This is a genomic window from Martinezella tropici (genome assembly GCF_003287875.1).
Taxonomy (GTDB): domain Bacteria; phylum Pseudomonadota; class Alphaproteobacteria; order Rhizobiales; family Rhizobiaceae; genus Rhizobium; species Rhizobium tropici_C.
On record NZ_QMKK01000044.1, the window covers coordinates 274,485 to 286,927 of the forward strand.

A 12,443-nucleotide genomic window follows, 5' to 3' on the forward strand; every position below is an offset into this window, starting at 1 on the left:
CATGGCAATGTCTGTTGGAGGCAAGGGTGGCGGCGGAGGCCGCCGGGGTGGTCGTCGCGGCGGAGGCCGGGGCGGCCCGATCGCCGATATCAACGTGACGCCGCTGGTCGACGTCATGCTCGTGCTGCTGATCATCTTCATGGTGGCGGCGCCGATGATGACATCGGGCGTGCCGATCGACCTGCCGCAGACCCAGGCAGGCGCACTGAACGCCCAGACCCAGCCGATCACCATCTCGATCAAGGCTGATGGCCAGGTGTTCCTGCAGGAAACGCAGATCGATGTCGCTGAAATCGCCGCCAAGCTGCAGGCGATCGCGACCACGGGCTACAACGAGCGCATTTTCGTGCGTGGCGACGGCAAGGCGCCTTACGGCGTGATCGCCGACGTCATGTCGCGTATCCAGGAAGCCGGTTACAAGAATATCGGCCTGGTTACGCAGCAGATAACGGACCACTGACGAACCGACATGAAGCGCAGTCTCGCCACTTCTGCTGTCATTCACGTCCTGGTGCTGATCGGCGCCATGGTGTCGCTGAGTGCGCCGGCGCCGCTGGAGACGCCGGAAAGCACGGCAATGGATGTCGATATCGTGACGGCGGATCAACTGCAGCAGGGCGAGAAGAAGGCGCCGGTGACGGATCACGCCGCGCGCAAGCCGACGACCAAGCAGGATCAGGTCGCCAACGCCCAGAATACCGGCGAGAACAAAGTCGACATCAAGAACCCTGTCGTGCCGACGCAAAGGCCGGAGAGCGACACGGCGGCCCTGGCGCCGAAGAAGGTGGATGCGCCAGTACCGCAGGACGATCCGAGGCCGAACGACGTCAAGACGATCGAGCAGAAGGAAACGGAAGCCGCCCCGAAGGAAGTGGCCGCCATTCCGCAGCAGAAACCAGACGTAACGCCCACTCCGACACCGAAGACGGACCCCACGCCGCCGACGCCGAAGGCCGATGCAACGCCGACCCCGCCGACGCCGCAGCCGACCGAGCAGGCTGAAATCCAGCTGCCGAACAATGTTCCTGTGCCGGATATCAAGCCGCAGCCGACGCCGCCGAAGGCTGCCGAGCAGAAGCCGGAAGTCAAGCCGACGCCGAAGCCGGACGTGAAGGTGGCCGAGGCCAAGCCGACCGACAAGACGACGACGCAGAGCACCAGCAAGACCACATCGGCTGACGACGGCAAGAAGGACGCTGACAAGAAGCGTCAGGCCCCGAAGGCCTCCAGCAAGGGCCTTGACGATGGTCTCGCCGATCAGATCAACGACCTTCTAAACAACACTTCGTCGAAGGGTGGCGCGAAACGCTCGTCGCAGCAGGCTTCCGCAGGCGCCGATACCCAGGTCGCTTCGCTTGGCGGCAAGAAGTCGCTTGGCGCCGGAAAGCTCAGCCAGAGCCAACAGGACGGTTTGCGTGATCTGATCCAGAAATACTGGAACCTCCCACCTGGTCTTGAAGGCGGTGGCGACGTGCGAATCAAGGTGCACTTCAAGCTCGACAAATCCGGGCAGATCGTCGGTGAGCCGGAAGCGACGACGAACGGTGGACCGGCTTCGACACAAAGTGCCATGCAGTCCGCCGCTATACGAGCGGTCCTTCGCGCGCAATCGGAGTTCATGACGATTCTTCCGGCGGACAAATATGAGGACTGGCAGGAAGTCGTCGTCAATTTCAGCGCAGCGGACCTGGGAATGTGATGCGGAAAGTGCGGCTTTTGACGAATCACTGTCCATGCATCGGCACTCCGGATATTCCCGGCCCGAAGGACGTTCATATTCGGACCTACCTGAAGCTTGATAGCAATGGACGGATCGCGGGAGAATCCGATGTCGTCCCGCGGGGCGGTCCAGGGAAGACTCAAAAAATCGTGGTGGCAAATGCGATGCGTACCGTCCTTCGGGCGGCATCCTTCAAGAACCTGCCGCAAGCTCAATTCGATAATGAAACTAGCCGGGTCGACGTCCTACAGGACTTCGATCCCGGCCACATGGCGCTTTAATGCTGAAAGGCTTGGCACATATGATCAGAAAATCCCTCGTTCGTCTCCTGCTGGTGCTGGCAGGCCTGACCGCAGTCCTTGCCACTCCGGCCTATGCCGTGGTCGAGCTCAACATCAACAAGGGCAACGTCCAGCCGATGCCGATCGCTATCACCGACCTTCTGTCGAATGATAGCCTTGGCCCGCAGATCTCGGGTGTGATCGCAGCCGATCTGCAGCGCTCCGGATTGTTCGCGCCGATCAACAAGCAGGCCTTCATCGAGAAGATCACCAATCCGGATTCGACCCCGCGCTTCCAGGACTGGACATCGATTAATGCGCAGGCGCTGGTCACCGGCCGCGTGACGCAGGAAGGCGGCCGCCTTCGTGCAGAGTTCCGCCTGTGGGACACGTTCGGCAACAGCCAGATGATCGGTCAGCAGTTCTTCGCCCAGCCGGACAACTGGCGCCGTGTCGCGCACATCATTGCCGATGCGATCTACCAGAAGATCACCGGCGAGAAGGGTTACTTCGACACGCGTGTCGTTTTCGTTGCCGAAAGCGGCCCGAAGACGGCCCGCAAGACGCAGCTGGGCATCATGGACCAGGACGGCGCCAACGTCCGCATGCTGACCGACGGCAGCGATCTCGTGCTGACGCCGCGCTTCTCGCCGAACCGGCAGGAGGTGACCTATATGTCCTTCGCCAATCAGCAGCCGCGCGTCTATCTGCTGCAGCTGCAGACAGGCCAGCGCGAACTGGTCGGCAACTTCCCCGGCATGACCTTCTCGCCGCGCTTCTCGCCGGATGGCCAGCGCGTGATCATGAGCCTGCAGCAGGAAGGCAATGCCAATATCTACACGATGGACCTGCGCTCGCGCACGACGACACGCCTGACCTCGACGGCCGCCATCGACACTTCGCCGTCCTATTCGCCCGACGGCTCGCAGATCGCCTTCGAAAGCGACCGCGGCGGAAAGCCGCAGATCTATGTGATGGGTGCGGACGGTTCCAACCAGCGCCGCATTTCCTTCGGTGACGGTTCGTACTCCACGCCGGTCTGGTCGCCGCGCGGCGATCTCATCGCCTTCACCAAGCAGTCCGGCGGAAGCTTCTCCATCGGCGTCATGAAGACCGACGGTTCGGGCGAGCGACTGCTGACCACGGGCTTCCACAACGAAGGTCCGACCTGGGCACCGAACGGCCGCGTCATCATGTTCTTCCGCCAGCCGGCCGGTTCAGGCGGCCCGCAGCTCTATTCGATCGACCTGACCGGCTATAACGAACAGAAGATCCCGACTCCCGGCTTTGCTTCCGACCCGGCATGGTCGCCGCTTCTCGAGTAGTGAAGGACCTGCCACGTTATCGCCGCAAAGTCCTGTGAGTGGACCTTTTCGGGACGATTTTAGGACATCATTAACCATATTTGTTGGAATCGGATTAACCGAACCCGGTTACAGTCTGGCAACCCTGATAGAGACTTAAGGAGAGACCGGCTATGAGCCGCATCGCAACCCCGGCCGTTGGCCACATGCAAAACCTCGCCCGCAACCCGATCATGATCGCGCTTTTCGTCGGCCTTTCTCTGGCTGGCTGCGCTTCCAAAAAGGGTCTGCCGAACGATGCCAACGGTCTCGGCCTGAACGGTGCCGGCAATGCTACTCCGGGTTCGCCGCAAGACTTCACGGTCAATGTCGGCGATCGCATCTTCTTCGATACCGACAGCACCTCGATCCGCTCCGACGCCGCTCAGACGCTCGACCGTCAGGCTCAGTGGCTCGCCCGCTATCCGAACTATGCGATCACCGTCGAAGGCCATGCCGACGAGCGCGGCACGCGTGAATACAACCTGGCCCTCGGCGCTCGCCGCGCCGCTGCCACCCGTGATTATCTCGCTTCGCGCGGTGTCCCGGCCAAGCGCATGAAGACGATCTCTTACGGCAAGGAACGTCCGGTCGCTACCTGCGACGATATTTCCTGCTGGTCGCAGAACCGCCGCGCCGTCACCGTGCTCAACGGCGCCGGTTCCTGATAGGTCAAAAGCCAGTCGAGAATGTATAAAGGCGGCCTCCCAGCCGCCTTTACTTTTTTGACCACACTTTGGCCGAACTCCGTTGCTTTTTGAGAGCAATTGTAAAAATCTCCTGTTCGAGCCCTTGGCCCGAAGAATCAATGAGACAGGACGATCCATATGAGAAAACTTGTCGTGGCGAGCATGCTTTGTCTCGCTGCCTTCGCAGGTAGTGAGCGTGATGCTTCTGCCTTGTCGCTGTTCGGAATCCACCTCGGAGGCCGTGATGCCTCCACGCAGTCGGCTTCCAGCAACGTGTATCAGAGACAAGCGCAATACGGCCAGGCACCGGTCGTCAATGTTCAAAGCAGCGATGCCGAGATCCGACTGCAGCAGCTGGAAGATCAGATGCGCCAGCTGAACGGCCGTGTCGAGGAAATGAGCTATCAGCTGCTGCAGATGCAGGAACAGATCCGCAAGACGCAGGAAGACAATGAATTTCGTTTCCAGCAGCTGGAAAAGCGCGGTGGCGCGCCGGCTGCAGGCAGCACAATGAAGAAGAGCGAAGCCGATGTTCCGGCATCGGGCTCCGGCGGCCAGCGGCAGGATGATATTGCCGGCGTCATCGGCGATTCGCAGAACAATGACGTCGCTTCCCAACAGGGAAGCGGCTCGGGCAAGCCGCCGAGCCAGCTTGGTTCGATCCAGTTCGACCAGGGCGGCAAGCAGGTCGGCTCCTCTATTTCGGGGGCCAACAATGGCTCGGGCGCGCCGCCGAGCGCCGGCTCCGGGACACAGACCGCCTCGCTTGGCAATGAAAACGATCAGTACAAGGCCGCTTATGGCCATGTCCTGTCGGGTGACTATAGTGTCGCCGAACAGGAGTTCCGCCAGTATCTCGACAGCTATCCGAGCAGCACGCGGGCCGCGGATGCGAATTTCTGGCTCGGAGAGGCGCTATACTCGCAGGGCAAGTACAACGACGCCGCCAAGACCTTCCTCAATGCGCATCAGAAATATAGCGGCTCGGAGAAGGCACCTGAAATGCTCCTGAAGCTCGGGATGTCGCTCGCCGCGCTTGACAACAAGGATACGGCCTGCGCCACGCTTCGCGAAGTGACCAAGCGCTACCCGAAGGCCTCGAAAGCCGTGACCGGCAAGGTCGCCAGCGAAGAGAAGCGGCTTGCCTGCTGAGCGCCATGTCCATTGACGCTGTGACCGGCGGTGCCACAGCCCTCATGCCAGAAGCCGCCGCGACTGTATTCCTGCAATCCCTATCGACACCTGCTCATATTCTGGTTGCCGTTTCCGGCGGCAGCGATTCCATCGGGCTCTTGATTGCCCTTGACGAGCAGCTGAAATCCCATTCCCGCAGAGATATCACCCTTAGCGCCGCGACCATCGACCATGGGCTGCGCGCTGCCGCGGCAGACGAGGCGCGAGAGGTCGCAGCACTCTGCGCTTTGCGCGGCATTCCCCATTTTACCCGTCGCTGGGAGGGCGAGAAGCCGGCAACCGGCCTCATGGCCGCGGCGCGCGAGGCTCGCTATGAATTGCTCGCCGATCTTGCCGAGGAGATTTCGGGCAATCTCATCGTCACCGCGCACACCATGGATGATCAGCGTGAGACCATGGTCATGCGCGGCAAGCGCCGGCTGGCGGAGGTAGACGGCCTTGGCACCGGCATCGCCGACGCGATGCTATTTGACCGGCGCATCTGGATTGTCAGGCCGTTTCTGGCCTGCCGGCGGATGGATATCAGACCTTGGCTCAAGATGCGCGGCATATCCTGGCTCGATGACCCCAGCAACGCAGATATGAGATATGAGCGCGTGCGTACGCGCATGGAACTTGAAGCGGATGCGTCGGGATCGCTTTCGGGCGATGGCGGCGCCGGTCGCGCCGCGCTATCCGGGAAGGCGGCCGCATGGCTGGACGACCACGTCACTATCCATGCGAATGCGCTTTGCGTCATCGATCGATCCGGCCTTTCGACCGATAAAGCGGTTGTCGCCTATGCCTTGTCTTACCTTGCCGCCGTCTTCGGTGGCAGGACTTATGCGCCGGGGCGCGCGCAAATGCAGCGTGTTCTCGAATTTGTGAACGGCGCGGATCCCGGCCGGCGTACGGCCGGTGGCGTGGTCTTCGACCTGCGCCGCGATGGGCTCTACCTCATGCGGGAAAGCCGCAATATCGCCCCACTGTCGCTCGCACCAGGCAAAAAGGGCAATTGGGACGGCCGCTTCGAAATAAGCAATTCGGGCCGTGTGCCCCTCGTCGTGCGCCCCGCCGGAACGGAGAATGCGGCGATTTTCCCGTCGAATCTGCCGAAAGGAGCCGCGCGGCGCGCCGGGGCAGCGCTGCCGGTGATGACGACGGACGTGGGGACAAAGGCGGCGTCGGTTGCGGTCGTGCCCTATCTCGCGCCTTTCGACCGCTTTTTGACACGATTCGACCTCACATTCGCGGATCGGCTTTCAATCGCTTTTGGACGTGAGGCCTATATGCGGCCGCCGGTTTCGGTCCTATAGACGGAAAAAACATGTGGCGGCGCGGTTTGCCTTGGCAAGGGCTTGGCGCAACCCTATGTTAGAGGTCAAGTAATGCCGCCGCTCAAGCGGCGGAAGTTTCAGTGCTGGGGAGTTCGATGAACCCTAATTTTCGTAATTTCGCTCTGTGGGCAATCATAGCCTTGCTGTTGATTGCTCTGTTCAGCATGTTTCAGAACGCGCCGGCACAAACAGGCTCCAGGGAAATTCCGTATTCGCAGTTCCTTCGGGAAGTTGATTCCGGCCGCGTCCGTGACGTGACCGTAACGGGCAACCGTATCATCGGTAGCTATTCCGAAAACAGTACGGCCTTCCAGACCTACGCTCCGGTCATCGATGACAGCCTGCTTGAACGCCTGCAGTCCAAGAACGTTACTGTTGCCGCCCGCCCGGAATCGGATGGTTCCTCGAGCTTCCTGAGCTATCTCGGCACGCTGCTGCCGATGCTCCTGATCCTCGGCGTCTGGCTGTTCTTCATGCGGCAGATGCAGGGCGGCTCGCGCGGAGCCATGGGCTTCGGCAAGTCGAAGGCCAAGCTTCTGACGGAGGCGCATGGCCGCGTCACCTTCGATGACGTCGCCGGTGTCGATGAAGCCAAGCAGGATCTTGAAGAAATCGTCGAATTCCTGCGTGATCCGCAGAAGTTCCAGCGTCTGGGCGGCCGTATTCCGCGCGGCGTTCTGCTTGTCGGACCTCCCGGTACCGGTAAGACGCTTCTGGCGCGCGCCATCGCCGGCGAAGCCAATGTGCCGTTCTTCACCATTTCCGGTTCAGACTTCGTCGAAATGTTCGTCGGTGTTGGCGCAAGCCGTGTCCGCGACATGTTCGAGCAGGCGAAGAAGAATGCACCCTGCATTATCTTCATCGACGAAATCGACGCCGTCGGCCGCCATCGCGGCGCCGGTCTCGGCGGCGGTAACGATGAACGCGAACAGACGCTCAACCAGCTGCTGGTCGAGATGGACGGCTTCGAGGCCAATGAAGGCATCATCCTGATCGCCGCTACCAACCGTCCTGACGTGCTCGACCCCGCGCTGCTGCGTCCGGGCCGTTTCGACCGTCAGGTCGTCGTGCCGAACCCGGATATCGTTGGCCGCGAGCGCATCCTCAAGGTTCATGCACGCAACGTGCCGCTGGCTCCGAACGTCGATTTGAAGACGCTTGCCCGCGGTACGCCCGGTTTCTCCGGTGCGGACCTTATGAACCTCGTCAACGAAGCCGCCCTGATGGCTGCCCGCCGCAACAAGCGCCTGGTCACCATGCAGGAATTCGAAGACGCCAAGGACAAGATCATGATGGGCGCGGAGCGCCGCTCTTCGGCGATGACCGAGGCGGAAAAGAAGCTCACCGCCTATCACGAGGCCGGTCACGCCATTACCGCACTCAACGTCGCCGTCGCCGATCCGCTGCATAAGGCAACCATCATTCCGCGCGGCCGTGCCTTGGGCATGGTCATGCAGCTCCCTGAGGGCGATCGCTACTCGATGAGCTATAAGTGGATGGTTTCGCGCCTCTGCATCATGATGGGCGGCCGCGTCGCGGAAGAGCTGACCTTTGGCAAGGAAAACATCACCTCGGGTGCGTCTTCCGACATCGAGCAGGCAACCAAGCTTGCCCGTGCGATGGTCACCCAGTGGGGCTTCTCCGATGAACTCGGCCAGGTCGCATATGGCGAGAACCAACAGGAAGTCTTCCTCGGTCACTCCGTTTCGCAGTCGAAAAATGTGTCGGAAGCAACGGCGCAGAAGATCGATAACGAAGTGCGTCGTCTGATCGATGAAGCCTATCGCGAAGCCAAGGATATCCTCACTTCGAAGCATGACGAGTTCGTGGCCCTGGCCGAAGGCCTCCTCGAATACGAGACGCTGACCGGCGAGGAGATCAAGGCGCTCATCCGCGGTGAAAAACCGGCACGCGACCTTGGCGATGACACGCCGCCGAGCCGTGGCTCGGCCGTACCGAAGACCGGTGCCAAGAAGGATGGTTCGCTCGGTGCCAAGGGCGACGAGCCGGAAGGCGGTTTCGAACCCCAGCCGCGCTGACGCACGGAGCCGATTGACCATGTAGACGAAGAGGCCAGTTCTCCTTTGACCAGGGAACTGGCCTTTTTCTTGATGGCCGCAGGTGACGGACGGAAGCTGAGTGAGGGTCGGCACCGATGATGGCCCGAACATCGGAATTGGGCTGAGAGTGGCCGCAATTCGTAAAACGACATTCGGCCGGGCTCTTTACCGGAGTTGCCTTATCGAAGATCGGATATCTCCATGCGTAAAGCTACCGTGATCCTCAAGGCTATCGCATATGGGGCGGATGAAAACTCCTTCTCCCCGAGGGGAGAGAAGGGACGCGGCAGCGACTTCTCAGCTCCACGATTGCTTGGCGACCTGCGGTTTCAAGGCGGCGGAACCAATGCCAACCACGCCTGCCAGTATTCCTATGAACATAAGGCCGCGGCGCCATGCTCCAGAGGATGGCCGGCGACGTTGTGAGTTCTGCTCGTTCGGAACCTTTGCTTGCCCGCCGATCCGCGCTCATGGCGGACGGGCCGTTGCTATTGGCCGGCTGACGACGCGGCAAGGGTAGCCCGACGATGCACAATCGTCGTAGCCGGGGGAAGTAATATGGGTAGTTTATGTTGTGAATTGGAATATTGTCCGCCTCCACCGGATGCGGTTTTTTAGTGCTTATTAATGGTAACGCGTTGTAATAGGCGGTCTCGGTAATTTAAGTGCCGAGTTTTACAATCTGTGGCATGAGCCACAGGCATCGATGCTCGAAGCGTCTCTGGATTCGGAGTAGTGCTTTCGATGCCGCTGCATGTTTCGCGAAAATGCAGCAACGACAGGAGTGCATATGAAACGTCGCTATTTCGGAACTGACGGAATTCGCGGTCAATCCAACATCTATCCGATGACGCCGGATCTTGCCATGCGCGTGGGTATCGCCGCCGGCACGATCTTCCATCGTGGTAGTCATCGTCACCGGGTCGTCATCGGCAAGGACACGCGTCTTTCCGGCTATATGCTGGAAAACGCCATGGTGGCAGGCTTCACTGCGGCCGGCGTCGATGCCTTCGTTCTCGGCCCCATTCCGACGCCTGCCGTCGCCATGCTGACGCGTTCGCTGCGTGCCGACATCGGCGTCATGATTTCCGCTTCGCACAACCCTTACGAAGACAACGGCATCAAGCTTTTCGGGCCGGACGGCTACAAGCTGTCCGACGATCTTGAAATGAAGATCGAGGATCTGCTCGACAAGGACATGACCGAGCATCTTGCCAAGGCTGAGAATATCGGCCGCGCCAAGCGCATCGACGGCGTGCACGACCGCTATATCGAGCATGCCAAGCGCACGCTACCGCGTGACGTCACGTTGCAAGGCCTGCGCATCGCCATCGATTGCGCCAATGGTGCTGCCTACAAGGTTGCCCCGGCTGCTCTATGGGAACTCGGCGCCGACGTCGTGACCATCGGCAACGAGCCGAATGGCACGAACATCAATCTGAACTGCGGCTCCACCAGCCCCGTTGCCCTGCAGAAGAAGGTGGACGAAGTGCGCGCCGATATCGGCATTGCGCTGGATGGCGATGCCGACCGCGTCATCATCGTCGACGAGACCGGCACGATCATCGATGGCGATCAGCTGATGGCTGTCATCGCGGAGAGCTGGGCCGAGAGCCAGACGCTGCGCGGCAACGGCATCGTGGCGACCGTCATGTCCAATCTCGGCCTCGAGCGTTTCCTCGAAGAGCGCGGCATGTCGCTTGCCCGCACTGCCGTCGGCGACCGCTATGTCGTCGAGCATATGCGTCAGCACAATTACAATGTCGGCGGTGAGCAATCGGGCCATATCGTGCTGTCCGACTATGGCACGACGGGCGATGGGCTGGTGGCCGCGCTGCAGATCCTTGCCTCGGTGAAACGCACCGGCAAGCCGGTCAGCGAAGTTTGTCGGCGTTTCGAGCCCGTGCCGCAGCTGCTGCGCAATGTCCGCATTGCCGGCGGCAAGCCGCTGGAGGACATTCAGGTGCGGCAGGCGATTGCCGATGCGGAAAGCGAACTTGCCCGCAATGGCCGTCTGGTCATCCGCCCTTCCGGTACCGAGCCCCTGATCCGGGTCATGGCGGAAGGCGACGATCGCGGCCAGATCGAACGTATCGTCGGCGGATTGATCGACGTGATTTCGAGCGTCCGCTCGGCAGCCTGAGCCTGGAAATATCGGATATCCAAAATTACGGCCGTCTCGTCGAGGCGGCCGTTTTGTTTCCGCCGGTGAGGCCGAGACGGCTTACTGGAACATTTCGCCAGGGTAGGCGCCCCAGAGCTTGTCCTGCCTGACATAGCCTCTCGCCGAATGCTCCCTTACGGAGACGCGGCACCATCTTCCCGTGCAGGACTGCAGCGAAACCAGAACACGGGGCTGCAGCTCCGCGACCGCCCGAGCGGCTGGACTGGGATCTGCGCGCAGCATTGCATTCTTGGTCAGCCACGGTGCGATCAGTGCAGTGCGAGTGCCGGAGAGCAGGGCGCTATGCATCCAGCCAGTCACGCCGGTGTCGTCGCGGACCTGCCGCCAATGGCCATATTCGTCGATGATCTCCAGGGGTAGGCCGGGCTTCACGTAGATCCATCTGGTCGCGTACATCGTCGATGGACCCACGCGCATCCGCGCTTTTTGGGCTCTCAGCGAAACATAACGCGGGATCGGCAGTCCCGTCTCGCGCCCCTTGTTCCATGCGGTGGCCGCAACGGGCTTTACCGGCATCGCGCCGGCCAATGCAGCAGGGCTCAGGAAGAGGATGAGGAGCCCCAGACAGGCCGATATTCTTCGATAGCAAGTCAAAGACTTCCTCCTGATTTAGAGCAGGTCCTGCGATCGATGAATCGATTGTGAAGTGACGCGGCGCGGCGAAGCTGATTCAACATCCACAGCAAAGAGGTGGATGATGGCACAAGCGCTGAGCGATGATCTTCGATTACGGGTTTTGAAAGCGTCTGCGGCGGGCATGTCAGCACGACAAGCCGCAGCCCGGTTCGGAGTTGGAATTTCGACGGCGATCCGGTGGATCGCACGAGCAAAAGAGGGCGAGCCGACCTCCCGGCCACAAGGTTGGAGACGACCGTCGGCGCTCGATGCACACGAGGCGTTCGTTGTCGAACTGATCGAGGACCGTAGGGACATCACGCTCAATGAAATGGTCGAGCGTTTGTCCGTTGATCAACAGGTGAGGATCAGCCGGAGTGCGCTTGGTGCCTGGCTGCGAGGCCGCGGATGGACGTTTAAAAAAACCGCACATGCACTGGAGCAAGACCGGTCGGATGTCCTGAAGCGTCGGCGCGTTTGGTTTGATGGTCAGCTCGATCTCGATCCTGAACGACTGATATTTATAGATGAAACCGGCCTCTCGACGAAGATGGCCCGTCTACGCGGGCGTGCACTTCGAGGCGAGCGTTGCCGAGCCGGTGTTCCGCACGGCCATTGGAAAACAACGACCTTTACCGGAGCATTGCGCCTCACGGGAATGACCGCACCGTTTGTCTACGATGGCGCCATGAACGGTAACGTCTTCCTGGCCTACGTCGAGCAGGTGCTGGTTCCGACCCTTCAGGTCGGTGATGTCGTCGTCATGGACAACTTGCCGGCACACAAGACATCCGGCGTGCGCGACGCCATTGAGCGTGCCGGTGCCAAACTCATGTTTCTCCCTCCCTATAGCCCTGACTTTAACCCCATCGAGAACGCATTCTCCAAACTGAAAGCCATGTTGCGAGGTCGGGCAGAGCGAAAGATCGACGCCCTGTGGGACGCAGTTGGCGCCCTGCTACCCCGCTTCACTCCTGCAGAATGCGCGAATTACTTCAAGGCTGCTGGATATGACCCGGATTGAACAGGATCTGCTCTAG

General features: G+C 60.7%; 11 protein-coding genes. 10 read left to right on the top strand and 1 reads right to left on the bottom strand.

All coding sequences use genetic code 11. The features are described from left to right. Position 1: 1 nt before the first annotated feature. From tolR to glmM, 9 genes are all read left to right on the top strand, one after another. Positions 2 to 460, top strand: coding sequence for a protein TolR (gene tolR, locus DQ393_RS19675; RefSeq protein WP_069611827.1), 459 nt, complete (start codon positions 2 to 4; stop codon positions 458 to 460). Positions 461 to 469: 9 nt separating this feature from the next. Further along, on the top strand, positions 470 to 1,699 hold the full coding sequence (locus DQ393_RS19680; protein ID WP_112343406.1) for a hypothetical protein: 1,230 nt from the start codon (positions 470 to 472) through the stop codon (positions 1,697 to 1,699). Between the two features lie 322 nt (positions 1,700 to 2,021). Beyond that, the gene (gene tolB / locus DQ393_RS19690; RefSeq protein WP_112343432.1) at positions 2,022 to 3,326 is read left to right on the top strand and encodes a Tol-Pal system beta propeller repeat protein TolB; all 1,305 of its coding nucleotides are present in this window, start codon (positions 2,022 to 2,024) and stop codon (positions 3,324 to 3,326) included. A 152-nt stretch (positions 3,327 to 3,478) separates the two neighbouring features. Next, positions 3,479 to 4,012: a peptidoglycan-associated lipoprotein Pal gene (gene pal / locus DQ393_RS19695; RefSeq protein ID WP_112343408.1), complete on the top strand. Its 534-nt coding sequence runs from the start codon at positions 3,479 to 3,481 to the stop codon at positions 4,010 to 4,012. A 159-nt stretch (positions 4,013 to 4,171) separates the two neighbouring features. After that, positions 4,172 to 5,185 (top strand): tol-pal system protein YbgF, encoded by a 1,014-nt coding sequence (ybgF, locus tag DQ393_RS19700; protein WP_112343409.1) that lies wholly within the window; start codon positions 4,172 to 4,174, stop codon positions 5,183 to 5,185. Between the two features lie 5 nt (positions 5,186 to 5,190). Beyond that, positions 5,191 to 6,522, top strand: a complete 1,332-nt coding sequence (gene tilS / locus DQ393_RS19705) for a tRNA lysidine(34) synthetase TilS (protein WP_112343410.1) — start codon at positions 5,191 to 5,193, stop codon at positions 6,520 to 6,522. Positions 6,523 to 6,638: 116 nt separating this feature from the next. Further along, positions 6,639 to 8,582, top strand: coding sequence for an ATP-dependent zinc metalloprotease FtsH (gene ftsH, locus DQ393_RS19710; RefSeq protein ID WP_112343411.1), 1,944 nt, complete (start codon positions 6,639 to 6,641; stop codon positions 8,580 to 8,582). Between the two features lie 222 nt (positions 8,583 to 8,804). Further along, positions 8,805 to 9,029 (top strand): hypothetical protein, encoded by a 225-nt coding sequence (locus DQ393_RS33215; protein WP_146758989.1) that lies wholly within the window; start codon positions 8,805 to 8,807, stop codon positions 9,027 to 9,029. 364 nt (positions 9,030 to 9,393) lie between these two features. After that, positions 9,394 to 10,746, top strand: coding sequence for a phosphoglucosamine mutase (glmM, locus tag DQ393_RS19715; RefSeq protein WP_112343412.1), 1,353 nt, complete (start codon positions 9,394 to 9,396; stop codon positions 10,744 to 10,746). 81 nt (positions 10,747 to 10,827) lie between these two features. On the opposite strand, the gene DQ393_RS19720 is transcribed toward glmM, so the two are convergent. Then, positions 10,828 to 11,382, bottom strand: coding sequence for an SH3 domain-containing protein (locus DQ393_RS19720; protein ID WP_112343413.1), 555 nt, complete (start codon positions 11,380 to 11,382; stop codon positions 10,828 to 10,830). Positions 11,383 to 11,485: 103 nt separating this feature from the next. On the opposite strand from DQ393_RS19720, the gene DQ393_RS19725 reads away from it, so the two are divergent. After that, on the top strand, positions 11,486 to 12,427 hold the full coding sequence (locus tag DQ393_RS19725) for an IS630 family transposase (RefSeq protein ID WP_112340577.1): 942 nt from the start codon (positions 11,486 to 11,488) through the stop codon (positions 12,425 to 12,427). Positions 12,428 to 12,443 lie beyond the last annotated feature (16 nt).

Coding starts and splice junctions, on each gene's coding strand:
- DQ393_RS19725 (WP_112340577.1), top strand. CDS start 11,486: ATGGCACAAGCGCTGAGCGATGATCTTCGATTACGGGTTTTGAAAGCG.
- DQ393_RS33215 (WP_146758989.1), top strand. CDS start 8,805: ATGCGTAAAGCTACCGTGATCCTCAAGGCTATCGCATATGGGGCGGAT.
- DQ393_RS19680 (WP_112343406.1), top strand. CDS start 470: ATGAAGCGCAGTCTCGCCACTTCTGCTGTCATTCACGTCCTGGTGCTG.
- glmM (WP_112343412.1), top strand. CDS start 9,394: ATGAAACGTCGCTATTTCGGAACTGACGGAATTCGCGGTCAATCCAAC.
- tilS (WP_112343410.1), top strand. CDS start 5,191: ATGTCCATTGACGCTGTGACCGGCGGTGCCACAGCCCTCATGCCAGAA.
- tolR (WP_069611827.1), top strand. CDS start 2: ATGGCAATGTCTGTTGGAGGCAAGGGTGGCGGCGGAGGCCGCCGGGGT.
- pal (WP_112343408.1), top strand. CDS start 3,479: ATGAGCCGCATCGCAACCCCGGCCGTTGGCCACATGCAAAACCTCGCC.
- ybgF (WP_112343409.1), top strand. CDS start 4,172: ATGAGAAAACTTGTCGTGGCGAGCATGCTTTGTCTCGCTGCCTTCGCA.
- tolB (WP_112343432.1), top strand. CDS start 2,022: ATGATCAGAAAATCCCTCGTTCGTCTCCTGCTGGTGCTGGCAGGCCTG.
- ftsH (WP_112343411.1), top strand. CDS start 6,639: ATGAACCCTAATTTTCGTAATTTCGCTCTGTGGGCAATCATAGCCTTG.